General features: G+C 52.3%; 21 protein-coding genes and 4 pseudogenes. 16 read left to right on the plus strand and 9 right to left on the minus strand.

Translation table 11 applies throughout. The features are described 5' to 3' along the window. Position 1: 1 nt before the first annotated feature. The 9 genes from GC087_RS25385 (at position 2) to GC087_RS25420 (ending at position 7,777) form a co-directional block, all read left to right on the plus strand. Positions 2-1,144 (plus strand): thioredoxin fold domain-containing protein, encoded by a 1,143-nt coding sequence (locus tag GC087_RS25385; RefSeq protein ID WP_324030852.1) that lies wholly within the window; start codon positions 2-4, stop codon positions 1,142-1,144. Next, on the plus strand, positions 1,131-3,320 hold the full coding sequence (trbC, locus tag GC087_RS25390; protein ID WP_324030853.1) for an F-type conjugative transfer protein TrbC: 2,190 nt from the start codon (positions 1,131-1,133) through the stop codon (positions 3,318-3,320). Before GC087_RS25385 ends, trbC begins: the two co-directional genes overlap by 14 nt. A gap of 253 nt (positions 3,321-3,573) precedes the next feature. Beyond that, positions 3,574-4,098 carry a phospholipase D family nuclease gene (locus GC087_RS25395; protein WP_416383450.1) on the plus strand — a complete coding sequence of 175 codons (525 nt, stop codon included), beginning with the start codon at positions 3,574-3,576 and terminating at the stop codon, positions 4,096-4,098. 132 nt (positions 4,099-4,230) lie between these two features. Further along, positions 4,231-4,485, plus strand: coding sequence for a RepB family protein (locus tag GC087_RS25400; RefSeq protein WP_128392566.1), 255 nt, complete (start codon positions 4,231-4,233; stop codon positions 4,483-4,485). A gap of 228 nt (positions 4,486-4,713) precedes the next feature. Next, a complete protein-coding gene (gene tap, locus GC087_RS25940; protein ID WP_128392619.1) occupies positions 4,714-4,785 on the plus strand; it encodes a RepA leader peptide Tap in 72 nt (23 codons plus the stop codon). Beyond that, positions 4,778-5,644: a plasmid replication initiator RepA gene (repA, locus tag GC087_RS25405; RefSeq protein WP_324030854.1), complete on the plus strand. Its 867-nt coding sequence runs from the start codon at positions 4,778-4,780 to the stop codon at positions 5,642-5,644. The genes tap and repA overlap by 8 nt, the downstream gene beginning before the upstream one ends. 1,019 nt (positions 5,645-6,663) lie before the next feature. Next, positions 6,664-6,888: a KTSC domain-containing protein gene (locus tag GC087_RS25410; RefSeq protein ID WP_324030855.1), complete on the plus strand. Its 225-nt coding sequence runs from the start codon at positions 6,664-6,666 to the stop codon at positions 6,886-6,888. 18 nt (positions 6,889-6,906) lie between these two features. After that, positions 6,907-7,509, plus strand: a complete 603-nt coding sequence (locus tag GC087_RS25415) for a DUF2913 family protein (protein ID WP_324030856.1) — start codon at positions 6,907-6,909, stop codon at positions 7,507-7,509. Continuing rightward, complete coding sequence (locus GC087_RS25420; protein ID WP_324030857.1) at positions 7,499-7,777, plus strand: hypothetical protein; 279 nt, start codon at positions 7,499-7,501, stop codon at positions 7,775-7,777. Before GC087_RS25415 ends, GC087_RS25420 begins: the two co-directional genes overlap by 11 nt. 146 nt (positions 7,778-7,923) lie before the next feature. On the opposite strand, the gene GC087_RS25425 is transcribed toward GC087_RS25420, so the two are convergent. The 4 genes from GC087_RS25425 to GC087_RS25440 form a co-directional block, all read right to left on the minus strand. After that, a complete protein-coding gene (locus GC087_RS25425; RefSeq protein ID WP_324030858.1) occupies positions 7,924-8,199 on the minus strand; it encodes a hypothetical protein in 276 nt (91 codons plus the stop codon). After that, positions 8,177-8,707 carry a DUF2778 domain-containing protein gene (locus GC087_RS25430; protein WP_324030859.1) on the minus strand — a complete coding sequence of 177 codons (531 nt, stop codon included), beginning with the start codon at positions 8,705-8,707 and terminating at the stop codon, positions 8,177-8,179. Before GC087_RS25430 ends, GC087_RS25425 begins: the two co-directional genes overlap by 23 nt. 70 nt (positions 8,708-8,777) lie before the next feature. After that, positions 8,778-9,398 carry a hypothetical protein gene (locus GC087_RS25435; protein ID WP_416383451.1) on the minus strand — a complete coding sequence of 207 codons (621 nt, stop codon included), beginning with the start codon at positions 9,396-9,398 and terminating at the stop codon, positions 8,778-8,780. 379 nt (positions 9,399-9,777) lie between these two features. After that, a complete protein-coding gene (locus tag GC087_RS25440) occupies positions 9,778-10,692 on the minus strand; it encodes an AcrVA2 family anti-CRISPR protein (protein ID WP_324030861.1) in 915 nt (304 codons plus the stop codon). Positions 10,693-10,870: 178 nt separating this feature from the next. On the opposite strand from GC087_RS25440, the gene tnpA reads away from it, so the two are divergent. The 5 genes and pseudogenes from tnpA (at position 10,871) to GC087_RS25465 (ending at position 15,787) form a co-directional block, all read left to right on the plus strand. Continuing rightward, on the plus strand, positions 10,871-11,524 hold the full coding sequence (gene tnpA / locus GC087_RS25445) for an IS66-like element accessory protein TnpA (protein ID WP_324030862.1): 654 nt from the start codon (positions 10,871-10,873) through the stop codon (positions 11,522-11,524). Beyond that, entirely contained in the window at positions 11,521-11,868 is a 348-nt protein-coding gene (gene tnpB, locus GC087_RS25450; protein ID WP_043143335.1) for an IS66 family insertion sequence element accessory protein TnpB, read from the plus strand. The genes tnpA and tnpB overlap by 4 nt, the downstream gene beginning before the upstream one ends. A 19-nt stretch (positions 11,869-11,887) precedes the next feature. Next, positions 11,888-13,459, plus strand: coding sequence for an IS66 family transposase (tnpC, locus tag GC087_RS25455; protein ID WP_324030863.1), 1,572 nt, complete (start codon positions 11,888-11,890; stop codon positions 13,457-13,459). 33 nt (positions 13,460-13,492) lie between these two features. Continuing rightward, positions 13,493-15,064, plus strand: a pseudogene (locus GC087_RS25460) (catalase); the annotation flags it as partial. Between the two features lie 66 nt (positions 15,065-15,130). Next, positions 15,131-15,787, plus strand: a complete 657-nt coding sequence (locus GC087_RS25465; protein ID WP_092879758.1) for a DUF421 domain-containing protein — start codon at positions 15,131-15,133, stop codon at positions 15,785-15,787. A 131-nt stretch (positions 15,788-15,918) separates the two neighbouring features. Here the strand turns inward: GC087_RS25465 and GC087_RS25470 are convergent, their stop codons facing one another. The 5 genes and pseudogenes from GC087_RS25470 to GC087_RS25945 form a co-directional block, all read right to left on the minus strand. Then, positions 15,919-16,176: a hypothetical protein gene (locus GC087_RS25470; RefSeq protein WP_099707597.1), complete on the minus strand. Its 258-nt coding sequence runs from the start codon at positions 16,174-16,176 to the stop codon at positions 15,919-15,921. Between the two features lie 255 nt (positions 16,177-16,431). Further along, positions 16,432-16,740 (minus strand): annotated as a pseudogene (locus GC087_RS25475) (OLD family endonuclease); the annotation flags it as partial. A 101-nt stretch (positions 16,741-16,841) separates the two neighbouring features. Further along, positions 16,842-19,448 carry a hypothetical protein gene (locus tag GC087_RS25480; RefSeq protein ID WP_324030864.1) on the minus strand — a complete coding sequence of 869 codons (2,607 nt, stop codon included), beginning with the start codon at positions 19,446-19,448 and terminating at the stop codon, positions 16,842-16,844. Positions 19,449-19,480: 32 nt separating this feature from the next. Then, a pseudogene (locus GC087_RS25485) lies at positions 19,481-20,044 on the minus strand (IS630 family transposase); the annotation flags it as partial. A gap of 277 nt (positions 20,045-20,321) precedes the next feature. Then, a pseudogene (locus GC087_RS25945) lies at positions 20,322-20,426 on the minus strand (CopG family transcriptional regulator); the annotation flags it as partial. Positions 20,427-20,625: 199 nt separating this feature from the next. Between GC087_RS25945 and GC087_RS25495 the strand changes: the two are divergent. Both GC087_RS25495 and GC087_RS25500 read left to right on the plus strand, forming a co-directional pair. Continuing rightward, positions 20,626-21,600 (plus strand): recombinase family protein, encoded by a 975-nt coding sequence (locus tag GC087_RS25495; RefSeq protein ID WP_324030865.1) that lies wholly within the window; start codon positions 20,626-20,628, stop codon positions 21,598-21,600. 86 nt (positions 21,601-21,686) lie between these two features. Continuing rightward, positions 21,687-23,030 (plus strand): DUF8534 domain-containing protein, encoded by a 1,344-nt coding sequence (locus tag GC087_RS25500; protein WP_324030866.1) that lies wholly within the window; start codon positions 21,687-21,689, stop codon positions 23,028-23,030. The last annotated feature ends 60 nt before the right edge of the window (positions 23,031-23,090 follow it).

Here is a 23,090-nt window from a genome sequence, read left to right on the forward strand (position 1 = left end):
GATGACAGTTTCACGCAGAGAAGGCCCGTTCGTGGCCGACATCACCGGTGGGCTGCTGAGCGCGCGCCGCGAAACCTCAGAAGCCGGACGGGGAGCGGGTGGCGCATACTTCCACACCGCGGCGGCGTCAGAGCCGCTTTTTATCCTGCCCGTGGCGGAAATGCCCGGATTTGTGATGCGCGGGGACGGGCTGTATACGCAGCACGCACGCAGTGCGCTGACGGCACTTTACCGCGGCGATGACGCGGCGCAGCTGCTGCGCTGCATTACTGACCTGATGACCACTGTAGAGGGCAAACGCAGCCGGCGACGGGGATTCATACAGTTCTTTTTCGCCGTTGCGGTGGCCTGTCTGACGGGGCTTCTGCTGGGGTTCGCCAGCGAGGCGCTGACTCAGCTGGCGGCGCGGGACACCCGCCTGCTCACTACAGTGGATACCCCTCAGGTGTTTCATCCGGTGCCGGGACCCGCCCGCCTGATGCCTGCTGAACCTGGTGCCGCGGACATGACGCCGTCCTGGCATAAGGGCTGGCGCGTGGACTCACCTGCGCTGATAAAGCCGCCGCAGGCGCAGGCACCGTCCGATGCTGCGCCTGACGACGGCTGGGACCTGCCGCAGAGCGTGCGTTCGGCGCTGCCGGCAAAACTCCACAGCGCGGCGTCACGCGGTCTGTTCACCGTGCCGCTGTCATCCGGTCATGCGCGCACAATTTATGTGTTCGCCGACCCGGCCTGCCCGAACTGCCAGCGCATGGAGCGCCATTTTGAAACCGCCGCCGGCACCGTCAACGTGGTGATATTCCCGGTCACGATTGAGGGGCGCGAGGCATCACTGAAGGCGCTGACGCCCGTGATGGCCCTGCCGGAGGCTGAACGGGCCGCCGCCTGGAAGCAGCTGTTTGCGGCCGACGCCGGCATCGGCGTGCCGGGAGGCGCACAGGTCGCGCCGGCGCCAGCGGACGAGAATCAGGCCGAAACGGCGCGGGGGGCAATTGGCGTCAACGAGGTGGCGTTCCGGGCTTACCGCCTGCCGGGCACCCCCTGGACGATTTCAGACGACGGTCGCTACGTGCCGCAGAGCGTGCTGAGCTCGCCGGCGGCGCTGACGGCCTTTTTAAACGGAGGGGGCCATGACGGACAGTAATTCCGCGATAGACAGTTCGCGCGTCAACCGACACGCTGGCCGCTCGTGGCTTACCGACGTGCTCTGTGAAACCGGCACGCTGGCCTGGGGGATGCTGGCCTCAGTGGGCGCCGGCATCATCTGGCCTGCCACGCTGTTGCTGAGCCTGCCGGTGCTGATGTTCTGGTCGATGGTCGTGGCGCCCGCCGGCCGGTGGACAATGCCGATGCGCATGCCGATGGACATGAACCGCGACGACCCGTCAACGGATCGTCAGGTACCGGCAAAGGTAATGGGCTTTCTGCCGGTGGCCACCGTGCGCATTTACACGAGCCGCGCGGCCGGTATCCTTTACGCCGGCTACCTGCGCGGCAGGGACGCGGGACGCGAGCTCTGGCTTTCGATGGACGACATGACGCGGCACGTGCTGATGTTCGGCACCACCGGCGCCGGGAAAACGGAGACGCTGCTGGGCTGGGTGTTCAACGCACTGTGCTGGGGCAAGGGGGTTATTTTGTCCGACCACAAGGCGCAGAACGACGTGGCGCTGTCCATGATGTCCATGGCCCGCCGCTTTGGCCGTGAGGACGACCTGCGCGTGATGAACTTCATTACCGGTGGCCGCTCGCGCGCGCAGGAGCTGCTGGAAGATGACAGGGGCCGCCCGCAGACCAACAGCACCAATGTGTTCGGCATCGCGCAGGAAACCTATACCATTAACCTGATGGATTCGATGCTGCCGAAAACCGGCGGCAGCGGCGGGGACTGGCAGGAAAAGGCCCGCTCCATGAACCAGGCGCTGGTGACCGCGCTGGTCTATAAGTGCCGGCGCGAGGGCACGGTGATGTCGCAGCGCACCATTCAGTCGCACCTGCCGCTGCGCAAAATCGCCGGGCTCTATGTGCAGGCGGTCCAGGAGCAGTGGCACGAGGAAATCTGCGTGGCGCTGGAGAACTACCTGAGCACGCTGGCCGGTTTTGACATGGACAAGGTGGCCACGCCGTCCGAATGGGATCCGGAGGCGAACCGCCAGCACGGCTACCTGATGCAGCAGTACACGCGCATGCTGAGCCTGTTTAACGACACCTATGGCCACGTGTTTGCGCGCGACGCGGGCGACATTGACCTCCGCGATGTGGTGCACAACGACCGTATCCTGATAGTGCTGGTGCCGGCACTGGAACTGTCTGCCAGCGAAAGCAGCACGCTGGGCCGGCTTTACCAGTCGCAGCTGGCCATGATATTAAGCCAGGACCTCGGCGAAAAGCTCGAAGGACGGCCGGAAGACAACATGAAGGTGCGGAAGTTTAAGGACCGCTTCCCGCTGCTCTGGATTATTGATGAGGTGGGCGCCGGCTACAGCGAAAAACTCGGCGAACTGGCCACGCAGATCCGTTCGCTGGGGTACTGCCTGCTGCTGGCCGGGCAGGAGGTTCAGCGCCTGAAAACGGCGGCGGGTGAGGCCGTCTGGACGCTGATTGCCAACACGGGTACGCGCATCACCGGCAAAATCATGGATCCGAAAGACACGCTGGAAATTCTGCAGCTAATGGCCGGCACCGAATTCCGCGCGCACATGAGCGCGCTGGTGCAGCAGGGCAGCATCATCGGCAGCGGTCTGAGCGAAGACCCCCGCCTGCAGGTCAGCGAAAAGAAAAAGGTCGACGTGGAGGAGGTGCAGAAGCTGCAGGAGGGGGAAAACATCACCCTTTTCAGAGGGGAGGTTATCCGCGGCAGCTCGCTTTACATCAAGGACGCCGATAAGTTTACGAAGGAGCCGGTGCGCATCAACCGGTTTCTGGAGGTCAGTCCGCCTTCTGAGGCCCGGCTGCTGGCAACCATGCCTTACCGTCAGCGCCGCAGCTACGTGCGGGCCGACCGTGTGCAGCGCATTCTGCAGGTGCTGGACGCACCGCCGGGTGCGCAGGATACCAGCCGGCTGGTGCTGACCGACCCGGCGCTGGCTGCGGTCGGTGAGTTCAGCCTCGAATGCGGGTACTGCTGGAAGCGCTCCCCGTCTGCCGCAGTGCGTTCTTCAGTTCTCTGGCATATGGTACTGGAAAGCCTGCCGGCGCGTGGCAGGGGCTACAGGGTCCGCCTGCGTGAACCCCGCCTGATGGGTGTGGGCCGCGAGGCGATTGAGCGGGCGTCGCAGTATCACGTTCCGGTGCCTGCCCGGACGGAACGTACGGGCTGAGCCAGGCACAGAGCCGGCTGGCTATCGAAACGGCCGTTAATATGAGCCGTTACAGGGGTGAGGTGCGCCTCATCATCCGGCCGGAAAGTCAGAGGATATTTTTATGACGCAGCCCCCTAAGAAGACGTCCGGCGACAGCGTATACGTTCATCTGTGGCGGTTCAGTCACGAAGCCGGGGCGATACCGCCGTTTTCCACAGTTATCTTAATTTCATTAAGTCGATGAACTTAGTCAGGAAAAACAATGAAAAAAATGCTCTCTGCTGCCGCACTGTCGGCAGTGCTGTCCCTGTCTGCGGGCGCCTCGTATGCTGCCCCCTCCCTCGACGTCGGTTTTTCGCCGGAGGGCACCGCCCTGAAGGTGGTGCTGAAAACCATTGACGATGCACAAGACAGCCTCCGCCTGATGGCCTACAGCTTCACCTCACCAGAAGTGGTGAAATCGCTGATTGCGGCTAAAAAGCGGGGCGTGGACGTCAGGATAGTCGTGGACTACAAAGGTAACCGTAGCAAAGCCAGCCAGGCGGCGATGAACCTCATCGTTAATGCAGGCATTCCACTTCGCACCAACGCGCAGTACCCGATAATGCACGATAAAGTCATCATCACCGATGGCAGAAGCGTGGAGCTGGGGTCATTTAATTATTCCCGCGCCGCTGCCGAGTCGAATTCCGAGAACGCGCTGGCTGTGCGTGACGTACCGGCGCTGGCACAGACCTACCTGGCACACTGGCAGTCGAGATGGGAAGGTGGACAGGATTGGCACTCAACATATTAATTTAGAAATATAATTGCCCGTTTACAGCACGACAATTAGGTCGCCAGCAGTTGTCGCTGAATATAAATCACTCTCAACATTCTACAGCTATGCTATCCTGCGAAAAAGTAATGCTTTTCTGAGGATGCGGTTATGCCACATACACAGCCTGCTACAGAACAGTCGAAACAAAAACAGACTAGAAATCGCAAGCACCCTATGAGCGACTCTGAACGCCAGTTATCTTATGTGGCACGTAAAAGAGAAGCACTTAAAGAGATAAAGATCTTTGTTGAGCCTGATCTCAAAAAGGCCTTAATGCGTATGTGCGAGGATGAAGGCGTAACACAAGCCGACATTCTACAGCGTTTGATCAAGCATGAAGCTGAGTTGAAAGGGAAATTATAGTGGGTTCACGTTATTGCTAGCTGTAGCAATGGGTGATAGATTACGGATCGTTTAGGATTTTGGTTTGCCGCGCCTAAAGGTGGCAGGAGACTGGTACTGACAGATTACTGAAGACCAGCAAAAAGAAAACCCCGATAATCTTCCTCCGAGTTTGGCGACCTAGAGAAGACTAACGGGGCTCACTGAATCTGCATAGAAGCTGTTGCTCTATGCGGGGAGTATAGTTTTATGCCCGGAAAACTGCAATACCTTCTGTGCTTACTCCTTCTGTGCAACATAAGCGCAGGATGGTTTGAATAAGCAGGTAACTGAAAACACTTCATTTTACCGGCAGGTAAAAAATCCTAATCCGGAATTTATTCCTGAAAAAGGAAAGAAAACCCTGCCGTTCTGCGAAAAGATTCGTGAGAAAGCGGCGGGTTTCACCCGACGCATCGAGTTCCAGACGCTGGTTGCGATGTCGATCGCCCGCGGTGAACGCCGCCGCCGTCCGCCGGAACTCCGTATGCGGGCCCTTGAAGCTTCGCTGCAGGCGCTGTGCCACTACTTTAATCCGCTGGCCAACCGCGTAGGCGCCTCGCTTACCACCATGAGCATCCGCTGCGGGCTGGCCACGGAGAAAAAACGCCTTTCCATCACCCGCTTTACCGGTGCGTGCCATACGCTTGAACAACTGAAACTCATCACTTACAACACCGAATACGACAAAGAGATTGGCTGCAACATCCCGACGGACATCACCTTTACGCCGCTGATGTGGCAGGTGCTGGACGTGTCCGAGGAGGCCGTTGCGGCCGCGCGCCGCAGCCGCATCGAGTGGGAAAACCGCCGACGCGAGAAGAAAGGCCTGCCGCGCGCTGACGCCGGCGAGCTCATCAGCGCCGCCTGGTCGTTCGTCCGCGAACGCTTTCGCGAGTACCAGAAGTCGCGCCGCGAGCACGGCATGAAGCGCCACCGCGCGCGCAAAGACGCGCCGCGTACGCGCAAGGACATCGAGCAGCTGGTCCGCCTGCAGCTGCAGAAAGAAATCCGCAACGGCCGCTTCTTTGGCGGCCTCGATGCGGTACGCGCGGAGATAGAGCGTCGCGTCACCGAGCGTATGAAGCTGTCGCGTGGCCATTACGCGCGACTCGGAGATGATCTGCTGGTCACGACCTGACGGCCGTCGCGGTAGTCTCCTTAACACGCTGGCGCCCGCGCGCCGGATGACCCCTGCCTGCTGCCCGGCACCTGAAGCCGGCTTTTCACTTCTCCTGCCCAGAATCCAGCTATCCGGTTTGCGCCGGAGGCCTCCCCACGCCTGCAGAACGCCATTCGAACAAAACTCATCCGCATCAGCCCCTTAGCAACGCTCCCGGAATGCGATCAAGCGCACGCTATTTCACTGCACTGACGTCGTCACGCCCCGTTTCCGAGTTATCCACATTAACCGCGAGAGGGTATGATTTTTATCTTCCGGCCGGACAGTGTGTTAACCGCTGAACGGAATTTTTACAAACCGCGATGATCCCTTTAAAAACCCGATCTCCTTTCTTTTAAAAAACTGTTATTACTTACCTTTAAAGAAAAAACCCATTCAGCACCCGTCCTGTGGACAGGTTAATAACGCCCGCCCTTGCAGCGGACTGACGTCCGCGCCGGTTCGTGATGGCCGCTTCGCAACCAGAGGTAGCTCCCGCCCCTGGCGGGCAGACTAAACCGTTTCATCGACAGAGCAGAAACATCACTCAGGAGTGGCCATAACGACTACGCAGAGCTGAACACCGGGCGAAACCCACCTGAAAAGCGCCGCCGCCCCGGCCCCAAGGGCCGGAACAGAGTCGCTTTAAAGATGGATGTTGTAACTTTAATCCTCAGTGACGGTATGACAGAGGCCCGCGGTTCGTATCTTTCGTCTTCGACCGTCTGACTTATGCGCGCCTGACAGGCCGCTGCTTAAACGGCGTCTGGCAGGGAGGGGGCGGGATTTCGCCATATATGCGCCTGTAACCGGCTCTGCCGGGCTTACGGCGCCCGATGGCATAAGAGCCGTCCTGAACGGTTGCTGGCGCCTCCATGCCGCTGACGCGGCATCCGGGGCAGGCTGCGTGCGCACGGGACCGCGTGATACACTTACTTTTTTGCCGGCCGCGCGCCTCACAGTAAACGTCCGGCCGTTCCGGTAAGGGAGAACCTGAAATGAAAAGACATGACATCAGCAGCACGCTGTTCCGCAGCGCCGGTTTTGACCCGACGTCGGGCGTACTGGAGCTGGAATACCGCAACGGCAGCTGCCGCCGCTGGCTGGCGGTGCCTGCCCGTGTGTACCAGTCGTTCTGCGTCGCCGCCGATCCTGACGCTATCTTCCGGAGCAGCATCGACGGACGGTACATTTCTCTGCGCGGCCGCCACGGCCCGCAGTGACGCAGGAGGCCGACGCGTATGAACACCGGTAACAACTCAACCGGCCACCTGGCCTGGTGCGGGCTGGTTGCCCTGCAGCTGGCCAGACGGGACGGTTCGGTCATCACGCCCGCCCAGGAAAGCCTGTTCCTGACGCGGTGGCTGGCCGCGGCTGAGAAGCAGCGGCGCTTTCGTAAGGAGCTGGCCGCCGACATCCGCTGGCTGCTGAAGGAGGGGCGCGAAAAGGGCGTGCGCGCCGACCTGCCCGGGAAGCTGGAGTACCTCTGGCTGTCGGGCAGCGCCGACCTGCTGGCGCAGAACGACCTGTACCGCCTGCAGCACGCCCTGCAGGTTGTGCAGTCCGCCGGCTGGGTGTACATGCTGCTGAGCGACTGGGAGTGGCAGGGAAGGAAGGCGCGGCGGCTGAACGCGGCCGTGTCGGGAATTTACCTGCTCAGAAACGGCCTGCACCACGGCTTTGACCCTGCCGGTCAGCAGGCGAACCCCCTGCCGGCGCGCATCACCGGCGACCTGAGTGCGCTGGACAGCCTGCTGAGGCGCTCGGGCTGGCGGCGGGAACCGGACGCCGGCGACCCGCTGCTGCATTATCTGATGGCGGAGGGGCAGCGTCATGGAGCGTGAGGACATCCTGCGCGTGCTGCGGGCCCACCCGGACAACTGCATCCGGGGGTACCACCGGGGCCACCCGCTGGGCACCGGGCGCACCGAGGGCCGGGTGCTGGTCCGCCACTACGGGGGGCTCATTCCGGATGAAATCGTGCTCACCCCGGTGATGTTCCTGAAGGTGCAGGATGTGCTGTGCGTCAGCGAGAGCTGGGGAAATGACTGCCTGGGCGGCTGCACCTGGCGGCTCACAGAAACGGCACCGCCGGATGCACCGTCCGGCTGACTTTCCTTTTTTTCACCCTCAGATGAGGGCGGAAAATGGGGATATTGATGATGTCTGTTATGAACGTACGGACAAAGAAAACAACTGAGGCATCAGGGTGAAGCATAAAACAGCACTTACTGGCGGGCATCCCCCCGGTGAGGAGGTCATGCGGGACCTTTCAGCTTCCTGACTATGACGCGTATCAGGCCGTACAGTATCACGGCGTAGAGTGTGATGACTGCAAGCAGAGAAAAGAAGGTCACAGGATCGGTGCCGGCCTCGTAAATGTCAGCCTGGTAGTGGCCAATTGCCTGATAAGAATGGTCAACGATCCACGCCGTCAGCGGATAGAGCGGCATCCCGTACCGCGACATCATGAACGCCACGACGAAGCACAGCGCGAACCCCGCTGCTTTTTTAACGAATTTTGCAGTCTGCAAAGTTGCTGTCTCCCTGTACGTCAACGTAGCCATAGGCCATCAGCCCGTTCCGCGAACCGGGTACGCAGATTTTTTTTGTGCGTAACAGCGCCTGCCTGACCGTGTAAAAGTCGGTGCGCCGCACAAAGGTAATACAGCCCTCACTTTCTCCTGAACCGTCCGGCCGGAGGGGATGCAGGCGAAAACCGCCTCGTGCCACGCCGTTGATAAAAACCGAGTCAGTCATGGTCTGTGAATTGAACAGTGCAAACCATTCTGAATGGTCTGAATGATTCCAGAAATCAACAACCCATCCCCTGATCTGGTTTGCGATACTGCCTTCGGGGCGCGGAACAATCCAGTAACGGCCAACCGGAATGGCGCTGTTCGGCAGGTAAGCGCAGTCGGGATCGTTGGTATAGGGTTTCTGGCCAGAAAAGACCGGAAAGGTACCCACGCCGTAAACCTGCAGCTTTGCCTCGCCGCCGCCTTTTGTCAGGTCGTTGTAGCTCATTGTCATCTGTTGCATGAAACGCTCCCTGTAAACTGTCAGGCCGATGCTACCACTCCTGCAGAGAGAAATTAATGATCGGCCTTTCTCAGAACGGCTTGAGTGTCAGCAGAGGAAGCAGCATCTGGTTGCTCTGCATCCACTCCAGTGAATGCATGCACCGGTATGCGATAATTCGCTTTATCGTGTCAAAATCATCTTCGAGATTCCGGCTGATAATGGGCTCATGATGTGCAATTCGGTTGCGTAGCTTTCTCACTGTCTCCAGATCGTTGTAAAGATTCTGCCGCAACGTCGCTGCGTTCACTCCCTGTGCAGCTGCGTGCGGAAAAGCTGTCAGTATGTGCTTGTTCCAGAGGCGACTGTCGAACCTTCCCGTCAGCATCTTCTGCCAGAAAACAAATTTCAGCTCCGGGATAACCTTTCCTGTCGTGGGCTGCCTCCCCCGGTTACTGGTAAGGTCGTCTTTGGGTTTATAGCCATAAGAAGGGTTCGGCAGGCTACGCTCAAAACCAGGAGACCAGGGCCATCTGGCTCCGTATACCGTTTCAAGAACCTCTGAGACGGCATTTCGCGTGATCACTTCACACAGATGCAACGGAACAAAAAAAGCGGCGGATATCTGCGCGTTCCACATGTAAAGCTTCAGTGCTTTTTCGGTTTGCTGAGCGCTCCCGGGCCCATTGAAGGCATTTTCATACGTCCCTATTCTGGCAGCAGACAAACTGGCCTTTATGCTGTTTGACGGCATCGTCAATGATCCTTATAATGAAGTTACTAGCCACGGGACTCGTTAGCAGGAATGCTTCCCCCGAGGACAATTGAAAGAGATATACAACAAAGTCCCGCTGTATGCTATACAGCGGGACTTTGTTGTTTCAACGTCTTTAGTTACGGCAATTCTGCCGACAGACCATGTGCTCCCTGTGCGTCTGTAACGAAAAAGCCCGCATAAGCGGGCTTCGTTCCCTATAAATCGTTTTTTCAAAGCACTATTCTGGACTGACGGGGGATTTAGTCAGACTGAGGTTCAGACCCATATCAAGGGCTGATAGATCCCTTTCATAATCAACTACGGATCAATCGAGTCAGCCTTTCACCTTTATTGAATAATCTTTATCAACCACACCATGGGTGCTATTCGCATTCACCATTGTAGGGCGAACCCAGTGGAGCTTTTCATTCCGTCGCCGTATATGGCCCCGTCGAAGATGCATGCGCCGGGAACCACCTTTCAGACCAGTATCGGTTCCTGCAGAGGCAGTTTTTTCGTCAGAGAGCTGCAGTATCTTGTACGTATAGGCAGAAAGCGGCTTCTTACCGGCCTGCTTTACCCGCCGGCCGTTGATGAATTTTTTATCTGGTTTGTGGCTTATTGAAACTGTCCGGACATTTTCACAGTTAAGCACGCAACAGGCCTGTATAAAGGCCTGTAACTCGCCCCGGGTATCCATAATAATCTGTGCAAACAACTTTTCACGGCTACCCGCCTGACTGATCATTTCGTCTGTAAAGTCGGGACATGTAATGAACGGCTCTGCCCGGAACTGTGCTGCATTGCCTTTGATTAAACCTGCATCACGTAAAGCACTCATGGCAATCCTGGATGCAGGGAGAACTCTGTCAAAATCAGTTTTTATTATCTCGTTTTCATAAGGATAAAAAACGCCGCCACTTCCCATAATCCAGCGGGCACTTGTGTCGGACCACGAGATGGGAAGTATGAATACTCCACCCTCAGGATACAGGTTGAGGACGTCATTGCATCCTGGCACTGGCTCGAAACCTGCTTTGCTTTCCCAGCACAGTGCAATTCGTTTGGTTGATGGCTGTTCCGGAAAGCCTTCTGCTTCAGGTACTTTTTCTTTTTTTACCCAGGGGATCTCAAAGGTGACAACCGGATAAGGAAGTCTGGCGAGATCGAAGTGAGCCTGTCGATATTCCTCAGGTTCAATGATCTCACAACAGTTGGGGAGGATAAATTTGATGCTGTTATGCAGCATATCCACCACCTGCCGCATTACATAAGATGTATAGGGCGCGTTGTTGCGTAGGCCTCTCTCCATAAAACTGATGTGTTCAATGGCTTCTGCCGTGTAATTAAGGGCCAGTACAGATTCAGTTGTCAGTAAGCGTCACATTTAGACCGTCTGTGCAGCAGGCTCCGGTTACGGGAAAATAGTGTCCATCATTTTTAATGGACACTATCGCGTGAAACACCGGACATGGCTTCTCGAGGTACTTCGCCTCCACTTTGAAGAAAAACTGCCGCGTATTGAGGCCGGACGCCGGTTCGGCATCCCCAAAACCACGGCCTGCGATCTCTTTGTTCGCTTCAGGAAGGCCGGTCTGTCCTGGCCTTTGCCGCCACGGCTCAACGCAAAAAACCTGGATAAACGCCTTTACCGGCAGAACTCCCGAAAATCATCCGGTCTTCCCGTAGACCCTGCGCCCTGTGAAATCACTGTCGCCCCCAAACGACCACGACGTCCCAACTTCCCCCGCGACTTCAAAATCGCACTGGTGGCGCAGTCGATGCAGCCCGGCGTCAGCGTGGCACAGCTGGCCCGTGAAAATAACATTAACGACAATCTCCTGTTCAACTGGCGGCGTCGCTATCAGCAGGAGCTGTCGGGAACTCCGGCCAGCACGCCAGCACTGCTCCCCGTGACGCTGACCGCTACCGAAAGGCCGGTGAGCACGCTGACACCCTCTGCGGAAGATTCTCCCTGCTGCGAACTGGTTCTGCCCGCCGGGACGCTGCGTATCAGTGGAAAGCTGACGCCAGAGCTGCTGCAGATGCTTATCCGGGAAATGCAGGGAGAATGCCGGTGATATCACTCCCCGCAGGCTCACGAATCTGGCTGGTTGCCGGCGTGACGGACATGCGCAACGGCTTCAATGGCCTTGCCTCCAGGGTGCAGAATACTCTACGGGATGACCCGTTCAGCGGGCATCTGTTTATCTTTCGGGGGCGTCGCGGCGACATGATAAAGGTGCTGTGGGCGGACCGGGACGGCCTGTGCCTGTTCACCAAACGGCTGGAACGGGGGCGCTTCGTCTGGCCGGTGACCCGTGACGGTAAAGTCCACCTGACGCCGGCGCAGCTGTCGATGCTGCTGGAAGGCATTAACTGGAAACATCCGCAGCGGACGGAACGCCCTGGAATACGCATATAACCTGCTGTAAAGTGGGGTTATGGAGACCTCATTCCCTGATGAAAACGCCCGGCTCAGGGCACTGCTGCTGGAGCAGCAGACCACCCTCCGCAAAATGGCGGAGTATAACCGCCTGCTCTCACAGCGGGTGGCGGCGTACGCCAGCGAAATAAACCGCCTGAAGGCGCTGGTTGCTAAGCTGCAGCGCATGCAGTTCGGCAAAAGCTCCGAAAAGCTGCGTGAGAAAACGCAGCGCCAGGTGCGCGAAGCAGAGGAGCGCATCAGCGCCCTGCAGGAGGAGATGGCGGAGGTGCTGGGCGAGCAGCATGACCCGGTACTCCCGCAGCCGTTACGCCAGTCTTCTGCCCGCAAGCCGCTGCCAGCCTCGCTTCCCCGCGAAACCCGCATACTGCAGCCAGCAGAAACAGCCTGTCCGGCATGCGGCGGCGAGCTCAGCGCGCTGGGCTGCGACGTGTCGGAGCAGCTGGAGCTTATCAGCAGTGCCTTTAAAGTTATCGAAACACAGCGGCCAAAACTGGCCTGCTGCAGCTGTGACCACATCGTTCAGGCCGGTATGCCCTCCAAACCCATAGAGCGCAGCTATGCTGGGCCCGGCCTGCTGGCGCGCATCGTCACGGCGAAGTTCGCCGAGCACACGCCGCACTACCGCCAGTCGGAAATATACCGTCGCCAGGGAGTTGAACTGAGTCGTGCCACGCTGGGGCGCTGGTCCGGTGCGGTCAGCGAACTGCTGGAGCCGCTGTACGACCTGCTGCGCCAGTACGTGCTGATGCCGGGTAAGGTGCACACCGACGATATACCTGTTCCGGTGCAGGAGCCGGGCAGCGGCAAAACCCGCACGGCCCGGCTGTGGGTCTACGTACGGGATGACCGTAACGCGGGGTCGCGTCTCCCGCCGGCGGTGTGGTTCGCGTACTCGCCGGACCGGAAAGGCGTGTATCCACAACAGCACCTTGCCGGGTACGGCGGTATCCTGCAGGCGGATGCGTACGGTGGCTACAACGCGCTGTACGAAGAGGGCCGCATCACGGAAGCGGCCTGCATGGCGCATGCGCGGCGAAAAATCCACGACGTTCACGTCAGAACGCCAACGGATATAACAACAGAGGCGCTGAAGCGTATCGGAAAACTGTATGCCATCGAGGCGGAGATACGCGGCAGTCCGGCAGAAGAGCGCCTGGCGGTACGAAAAGAGCAGACGGTCCCCCTGATGCAGTCGCTGTATGACTGGATACAGGGGCAGATGAAGGTACTGTCGCGCCACTCAGATACGGCGAAGGCGTTCGCGTACCTGCTTAAGCAGTGGGACGCGCTGAACCTGTACTGCAGCAATGGCTGGGCGGAAATCGACAACAATATCGCTGAGAACGCGCTGCGTGGCGTTGCCCTGGGCAGGAAAAACTGGCTGTTCGCCGGTTCAGACGCGGGTGGGGAGCATGCAGCCGTCCTGTACTCACTTATCGGGACCTGCCGGCTGAACGGCGTGGAGCCGGAGGCGTGGCTGCGCTATGTCCTGGGACATATCCAGGACTGGCCTGTGAACCGGCTGCGCGACCTGCTGCCGTGGAAAACCGATCTCACATCTGCATAAGCGTCAATACGGTCTGGATGTGACGCTTACCGAGGATCCGCAGATACGGTCAGAGATATAAGAGGCTGGGCAACAAAATTTTATACTAAAGAAGGTAATTTTGATCTCGTGGGTAATAATACTCCCATATTCTTTATTCAGGACGCTATAAAGTTTCCGGACTTTGTACATGCAGTGAAGCCAGAGCCTCATAATGAAATACCACAAGGTCAAAGCGCGCATGATACTTTCTGGGATTACATATCACTTCAGCCTGAAACGCTGCATAACGTCATGTGGGCAATGTCCGATCGCGGCATTCCTCGCAGTTATAGTATGATGGAAGGATTTGGCATTCATACCTATAAACTTATTAATGCGGAAGGCCGATGCCATTTTGTCCGTTTTCATTGGAAACCCGTTTACGGAGTCGCTTCCCTGTTATGGGATGAAGCCCAGCTGTTGGCAGGTCGCGATCCAGATTTTCATCGTCGTGAGTTGTGGGAGTCAATTGAAGCTGGCGACTATCCGGAGTACGAGCTTGGATTGCAAATAATTCCAGAGGAAGATGCGGATAATTTTGATTTCGACATACTTGATCCAACTAAGCTGATCCCTGAATCCTTAGTCCCCGTTCATCTCGTTGGAAAAATGGTATTGAATCGCAATCCTGATAGTTACTTTAATGAAACAGAGCAGGTCGCTTTCTGCCCTGGCAATATTGTTTCTGGTATAGATTTCTCTGATGACCCACTACTTCAAGGGCGACTCTTCTCTTACATTGATACCCAAATAAGCCGCCTAGGGGGAGCGAACTTTCACGAAATTCCTATCAATAGGCCGGTGTGTCCTTTCCATAATCATCAACGTGATGGTATGCATCGTATTAGTATTTCAGGGGCAGCTAACTATGAACCTAACTCCATAAACAACAATTGGCCAAGAGAGACTCCTCCGGCAGGTGTAGTGCGCCCATGGATCCGTGAACGTGTGGTTGATCAGCTAACTTATATAGATCATAATTTAGCCCAAGCTGTCGCGGAGAATCTTGGAATTGAACTTAGTCATGAGCAGCTAAGGCATCCACTACCCGGCCCTGTCAATGGAATATCTAAGGATCGTTCATTGAGTATATATGATGGGCATAGTCAGGTATTGAAATCACGACGAGTAGCTATTCTTGCTGCAGATGGTGTATGCGAAAAGTCACTGGCGATTATAATGAAATCACTCCACGATAAAAGTATACACACAATGATTTTCTCACCTCACATTGGGAAGTTAAGAACATTACAGGGCACTGAGCTGAATATCAATGGAACCATTGAAGGTAACCCTTCAGTGCTGGTCGATGCAGTCATTGTGCCTGATGGAAAACAAAGTATCGACACGCTCTTAAAGGATGGCAATGCAAAATATTATCTGCTTCAGGCGTTCAAGCATCTCAAGGTCATCGGTTTACAAGGAGAGGCGCAACGTATTTACGATGCAATACCATTACCTGCAGCGGATGAGGGAATGATAACAGGAAATGCCGCATTAGAACTGGCAGCTGATTTTATCGAAGCGATGAAGTTACACAGAGTCTGGTCACGAGAGATGATCGCTGGTCAAATTCCGGCCTGATGGCAATAATCATGGGCTCATGGATCTGAGCCTTACCAAGTAGAAATAAGTTGATAGGCAAGCATGATGGAATACTATGTTCTGGTGCTAGTAAAGTTTATTTTAGGTTTTGTGATCGTTATCACTCACCTCAATATTTCAGGAAAAACGCAGTTGTCTCAGATGACCCCGGTAGATTTCATCGGAAATTTTGTGCTGGGTGGAATAATCGGAGGCGTCATCTATAGTGACTCCATACCTCTTTATCAATATATATTCGTACTCCTCATTGGGGTATGTCTGATTTCTCTACTGAATACAATAAGCAAACATATGCATTTATTTCGTAGAATAACGATAGGTCAGCCCATTCCTATAATCAAGAAGGGAAAATTCCTTGTCGAAGACATATTCAACAAAAAGAATAAGATAGATATTTTAACCGTATCATCACAACTTCGTGCTCAGGGTATTCATTCTTTTCAGGAAATTGTCTATGCGCAGATCGAACCGAGCGGTCAGATAACGGCGATCTGTGAGGGCTCGGAGATGCCTTCTGTTATTATCATGAAAGAGGGTAAAGCAAGAGACTATGAACTCGACGCAATAGAGAAGGATGTTCATTGGCTTGAGGAGGAGATGAGAAAGGCTTCTGTCGCCAGTGATGATGTTTTTATCGCCGAGTTCTGGCGTGGGAAATTGACGTTCATTCTTAAAAATGGAGAAGTAAAAAAAACCACATAAAGGGGTAGGCGTGATTTAAAATCCTAAATCAATGACTAGTGGTCCCAAAATTAAAATGAATGTTAACTTCTCGATGTCAGTTGATCTCTGTCGACGAAATAAAACACCGTACTCTTTTTAGTCGGTTGCACTTATGTTGTGATTCTATACCTGAAATCCTTTCGCTTATTATCAAGTCTTACCACCCGAACATGCCGGTTACAGATGAACCATATCTCATTGCGGTCATTAGCAAGGATGTAATAAGCATCTGAGGTTTCTGAGGGATTAAAGCATCCAAGTACTCGGTAGGCGTAATCAGGACTGAACCCGCTCTGTAAGGGCAACGGCCTCGGGCCATTATCCAGCTCCTGGATGCGGACATACAATCCCTGCTCAATCCATAACATATTGTATTCTCCAGGCCATTGACCAAATGAAAACATACAGGCCGATATAATAAGTAATGGGCACTTACTCGGCCTTGACTCATTTTAGCTTAAAAAGCTTATAACTCGAGATATATCATCAAATATTGCCATGACAAAGTTATCGTTTGCATTAGGGGGCAGTTTGGATATCGAAAATTATTGTACGTTAAGCTCGTTTTTTTGAGCACAATGACGTTGCACAGAAGCTTAACACACTCCGCTATGCAACGTAGGTCACGATCGATCACTTAATGAAACAATGCCTTCAAGAATTTCTATAAGCTCAATTTTGTCACTATTGCCATCTCTATAAGTAGAGCATTTTATGATTTTTTCGGCAGTCATTAAGGGCCAGAACTTGCCCAGTACGTCGTTAGGTTTCGTGCTGGTTGCCTTTCCTATTATTTTTTTAGCGTTACATGTATCAGTGAAAACAATCTGAACCCCTGTCTCATCTTTTATTAGGTCCGGGCAAAGATAATTTTCAACTTCACGTTTACGTGTGGCAAAAAACATTTTTCCGGCCTGTTCTACTACCGATTTATTCAACAAAGCCGTGCTTTGTCGAAACAAAAGGGTTGGGACATGTGTCATCCCTTTTTAATTCTATATTACTGGAATGACACGGAATTTCTAACACCCACTCAATTTAACAAGGGAACGGTTATCATATTACCGGTGTGTATATTCTTAGCTTCTCTTGATTCAGGGAGGTTTGATTCATCAAGTGTAACAACGATTCTTTTGTTTATTAATCCGTCACGATTGCCTGCTGTCACTTCATTGGAAATTGCTATTTGTTTAACTTTAAAGGCCGAATTTCTTTTAAAAAGGCTTTCATTTTCATTAGTTAGACTTGCAACGCCTTTCAATAAGGGTTTCGCTGATTCGGTTTTTTCAAACCTTAAATAGACACTGACTTTAGTATTTTCGCTAAGCCCATTTGATTGACTGAGATAGCCCTGGTCGGATGATACGCTCATAAAACAAGGATAATTAGTTACAATGTCTCCAGGCTTTATTTCATTATCCCAAGGTGTAACAAGATTATCATATTCAGAAACTCTGATATACTCACCTTTTTGTGAAGGAATTTTATTTAATGCCGAGTCTAAAAGTCTTACCATATTTCTATCATCAATACCCAAATTTTCTCCATGAGCTAATTTTTTATTTAAATCATAGTTTTTTGATTCTATATCCATAGCATATGTTTCAGGCATACCATCGCTAAAAGCTTCATTCAGATTATCATCAATAGCAGTCCAGCGTCTTACGGCAAGTTTTTCGTTTTTTGTGAGTAGCGGAGTATAAGGAATATTACGGTCAGAGTCATCAGAAAAAAACCTATCGTTTTCGGAAATCTCTATTTCACTATTAGAAAAAATTCTTTCATAATTTGTTGCATCTATAGGGTCTTGATATAAAACTATCTTCTGCTGTTCAAAAAATATTGTATCATCAATTCTCTCTTTTACAGCCATCCGGCTCTCGGTATCCATACCATTCAATCCTTTATATTGAACGTTAAAATCCCGGACAATATCGTCTTTACTAAATTGAGCATTAATTCTGTAATTTATGCTATCACTAAGTAATTGTGGCGTATCGCTGCATGAAATTCCCGGATTAACAAGTATTTTTCTACCAATTTTTGGTAGGCACCATGAATTATCAAAATAGTCTTCCTCTTCTATATTATCAACTAAATCATTCTTAATAACGTTGAATTTATCATTTTTAATTTCATTTTCTAAAATTAAAACATTATCGCCTTCTTGCATCATGTAATACTTATCTTGGCTTAGCTCAGTAACTGGATATCCCTTTCTATTATGCATCAATATTAAATCACCTGTTTTTTTACCACCAGAATCGAGTGTAGTAAAAAGACCAGATCTGTGAAGTGTAATATCTTTACTATTTAAAGGTTGAGATTTTATTAATTCAAAATTATTTACCCCAGAAATTTTATTACTTTTATGGTTTACTCTCCATTGTCCGTTTGATTCAAAAAAAGTGTATCCTTTCCCGTAAGCACGCCCAGTGTCAGAATTTACTCGTTTGTAAGTTGGTAGTCCATTTTTAATACCTATAAAAAAAACTGATTCTGGAGTTTCCTTTCCAGGTAAAATGGCGCTAACTGGTTTGCTTTTTATTACCTTATACCATTTATTACTTTCTCGATTATATGCTATCTCTCTATATTTACCATCATAATTTGCCATAGCTTTATTATCAATATATTTAACCTCTCTCTTCACGTGATGAATATCAACAAAGATCTTATTCTTCTCTAAAATTATTCCTTTAGGAATATCTAACTCTGTGTCATCGGTTAGATGGGTACTCTTTAATACTTTATCTACCATCATCTTTCCTAAGTTAATAGCCGACTCATTTAATTCTTCAAAATTATTCATATCAAGGTCTTTATTATCAATTTGGTCAGCTATCATTTTGAATAATGGCCCCCCTACTCTTTGGACAATTAATAGGGGAGCACTTTCGGGCATTAGTGATGTAATGGTAGATATCACTCCATCTACAATAGTAGTAACTTTTATAATTCTATTTAATTCTTTTTCAGAAGGACATCGATTAAATTTATTATAGTAATGGATTACCTGAGATTCTTTTGCTAGCTCACTTACTGGATTTTTTAAAGTATTGCCTATCTGCCTGAACATATCAGCAATAGATAGGTTATTCCGTCGATCAATACATGATAAATCAATTTTTTCCGCTACAACAGAATCATCCTTCGGTGTTGGTTCAGTTGTAGTTGTAATACTAGGTAATACATGCCTACGCAGACGTGCGTGACTTTCTCCAGAATAAATGTCTTTTGATTTTATGGATTCAATTTTATTAATTATCTGATCAGTGATAGATGATGATATAAATTGATTTTTATCTTTTACTTGCGTTGGATTTTTATACGATTGAAAAACCTCACCTTCAGCACTATATAAATTTTTTTTGCCATCGCTATTATTATAATACTCCCTGTCTCTATAGGTTTGAGGTGCAGCAAGAGAAGCATTCGATGGAGTGATATTATTCATTAGTGCTAAAACGCTTAGAATCGTTTTAGCAAAATTTTTTTTATCAGAATTTGTAGAATTAGCGCCTTGATTAATTATTAATGTATTTAATTTTTTCTTTTCTTGCAAGGAAGACTGTTTTTGGTCAAGTCTTTTTATCCATTCGTTATTCTTAGCATTTAAAACTCTCAACTCATATGGCATACCATTACTCCTTATAATCAACCTATTAAATAGTTACCACCAACAAAGCTCACTTTTCCCGCTCTACTGTACAATGTGCCAGGCAGATAATATTTTTCATTCTGACCCGGCGTTACCACGCGTTTTTGTTGTCCGCATGTCTGCCAGACTGCACCGATTTTTGGGTTGAGATGGATATTATCTTCATAAAACACACCATTTTCTGGACTGCATTTATCCAGTTTTTTATGGATAGCCGCCATTTTTTTATCTCTATGCGGGTCACGGATTCGTAGGGTCGGGGCATCCCTGCGCCACATAAGTCCGGGTGATGGTAACCCGCGACGAACAGCTTCGGCATGTAACCGACACCCGGTGATATCTTTAATTTTTATAGCTAACAGCTCCGTACTCCAGCGTGAACGCTGATAACCAAAATCAGCAGGAGAATGCTTTATCAGTTCACGTAGCAGTACACATATATGCCCGAAGGGCCAGCGCCGGGAACGTCCGGCAGGCAACGATTTCAGGCCTTCGACACCCGATAACGTAACCCCATTTATCCAGTGTCCGGTGGATGAACGGGCGCAACAGAGCGTTCTGGCTACGCCGCTGAGATCGGCATCGTTCAGTCCGGTTAGTGGTTTAGGATATTTGGCTATTACTCATATCACACAATCCGGGCTGAGCTCCCTCAGAGGGAGCTATTATTCAACGCAGCTGTCTAACTATATGGAAATAGCATCAATTAACTATTAAAAAACGCTACTAAATAGCTTCGCATATTACAGCTCCACTTTAGTCAGACCCTGCTGATTGCCGGGGAAAGGAGAGGCAGCCTTCATAAATTGATTTACCTGTTTCAGTAAGGGCTTACTTCAAGAAGAAAGATCTCCTAGTTTTGATTAGTCTGTCTGCAATTTGATCAACCTTATCAGCTATAGGTAATGGCACATGAGCTGTCAGCACCCGGGTTACTGCCTGCGTATCGTTCTTCATTATTCATTCCGGCTTATACTGGTTTATTTGTTTCTAATCATACTTTATCACTATAAATCAATTAAGTGTAATAGCATATATCCCCGTTTGGCAGTTCTGTTTAAGTATCCCTGTACCGAACCAGCCCTTTGAGGTACTGTATAGACCATGCTAACCCACTCTAACCGAACCGGTTCCGTTAAAAGACCTAAACAGTACCATGACCATGTTTGTTCGGGCCTACCTTAGGGCCTCCACCAGTGAACAGGATGCCCAGCGTGCCCGCGACATGCTCGACAGGTTTGCCGGTGAGCATAAAATAACCATATGTAACTATTACGCGGAAAATGAATCCGGTGCCAGGCTCGACCGTCCTGAGCTGTTTCGCCTGCTCAGGGACTCCCGGCGAGGTGACGTACTGCTGGTTGAGGATGTCGATCGCCTTTCCCGCCTGGCCGGCGATGACTGGAATGCCCTGAAGAAAATGATTGGCAGAAAGGACGTCAGGATTGTGGCCGTTAATGTGCCCACAACCTGGCTGCATCTCTCGCCGTCGCTGGCAGATTTTGACAACCGGATGTTTGGCGCCATCAATGACATGCTCCTGGACATGCTGGCCGCCGTGGCCCGCCGGGACTATGAACAGAGGCGGGAGCGTCAGAAGCAGGGTATCGAGAAGGCCAGGGCGGAGGGAAAATACAGAGGGAGAAGCATTAACCAGCACCGGCACGATGCCATTAATCGCCTCATTGCCAGCGGCAGCTCCTGGAGTCAGGTTCAGAAGACCCTCAGATGCAGTCGCGGCACAATCAGCCGGGCCGTCAGGCTTGCCAGATTAGCTACTGCCCTCCCCTCTTCTCCTGACGTGCCTGAGAATACGTTGCCTTTTTCCGTCACCACCACCCTGTGGGTTCCCGTGCAGAACGGCAGTAAATTCACCCGGGGCAAAAAAAAGGTCAGAGAGGATATCGAATGGCTCATTGAGTCTGACTTTGACGGCACCGCACTGGGCGATAACGAATACCGGCTGACGTTCAGCTACAAAGATGACGCCGATCTCAAAGAGCAGATTGAAGAACTTTTTGACGAGATTTACACGACCGCTGAAATTCGTAACTGCGTGGTGGATGACATGTCGCTGACTGATGATGCCACCGGTCGCAGCTGGGATGAGGCCGGGGGATGGCGACAGTAATTTTAACCGCCCTGCCCCGCTTCGCGTGATACGGCAAATCCCGGCATTAACTATCTGACTACGTCAAGGACCAAAGGAGTGACCAAATGGCCATGAGACTTGTGAGAAAAAAAGTCCCAAGGGGACGCCTCATCCGGAGCCTGAGCGAAGCTGAAGAATCAGCCGTCAAAAAAGTCTGCGGGCGCCGGGAGGGAGGCTGTCCGGAAGCGAAAGCCGTGGCGGAAGACGTGCTGACCGAAATGCGCAGATCGGATGCATGGCTGGCCTGCAGCTGTGTGGCGGGGGATGCGCCGCCAATGAACAGCGCCAACCTGCGGTCTGATACCGGGAGGCTCTATCTGCAGTCGTTCAGCACGCCTCACGATGCCGACTGTCCGATGTTCAGGGAACTGAAGGAAGATGAGAACACCACCCGCTCAGGAACACGCAAAACGGCCGGCAGCCAGCCCGTGAGTTACCGGAGCTTTCTGCCACCCGATGAAAGCGGGGCCCGACTGCGGATCGCCGGGCCTCGTCAGGATCAAGTCGATGACCGCATGCGCAGAAAACGCCGCCCGCGCCTGGCACGTGTCCTGCTCACTATCATCGAAGATGCCGGGCTGAACGTCATTGAAAGGCTGGCTCCCTTCCCTTCATCCCCTGCACGTGAGGCCATAGACAGGCTTGCTGCCGTCACCCGTAATAATGAATTTGTGCGGGGCCGCCAGCTTTCTGAAATCATCCGTTTCCGGCCGCTGATGAACCAGGATGAGCAGCAGCGCCTGATGCGGCAGCTGGAAAATCCCGCATTGCCCTGGCCAGCCGGGCGGGCACGCCATTTTTACCAGATTTTCATCTCCGGGGAAGTGTCGCGGGAGAAGGCCTCGTTCAGGTTCGGGAACGAAGAGGTGTTCTTCACGCCTGAAAAGGGGCTCCGGATCAACGGCGAGTCTCAGGGCGGGCTCCGGCCGCCGTACTGGGTAATCCTGGAATTCAGGCGTTCGGCAGACGGCAGCATCGTCTGCAGTGATGGCTACGCCCATGCGCTTCACTCCCGCAGCTGTCCGGTGCCGGTCGACAGCGGGCTGGAACGGAAGACGCTGGAGTCGCTGGCAAGGTGTGCTGAGTGGCTGTCGAAGAAAAAGGATGCACAGGTCCGCCATATTCATCTTAAGAAGCCCCTGTTTGATTACGCCGTCACGGTCGACGGCGAAGAGGGCTGGGTGCTGCCAGATTTTGTGCTTGAGGCCACCACGACTGATGGCGAGAACCGTACTTTCATCATAGAAACTATGGGCTATCAGGATGAGGATTATATCGAGCGGAAATCACGTCAGCACAGGGGCATGAAGACGCTTGGAGAGTTGCAGACCGATCCTCCTAGGTGGCCGGAAGAAACAGACAAATCACTGGAAAGGCAGATGTACGGGATCTTGTTAAACCTGAAATAAAATAGTCGGGGGAGTAACTACATTGTTATCTTGCCTTGATAACAAGATAACAAGATAACA

The organism is Pantoea sp. JZ2 (assembly GCF_035191405.1).
Lineage (GTDB): Bacteria > Pseudomonadota > Gammaproteobacteria > Enterobacterales > Enterobacteriaceae > Pantoea > Pantoea stewartii.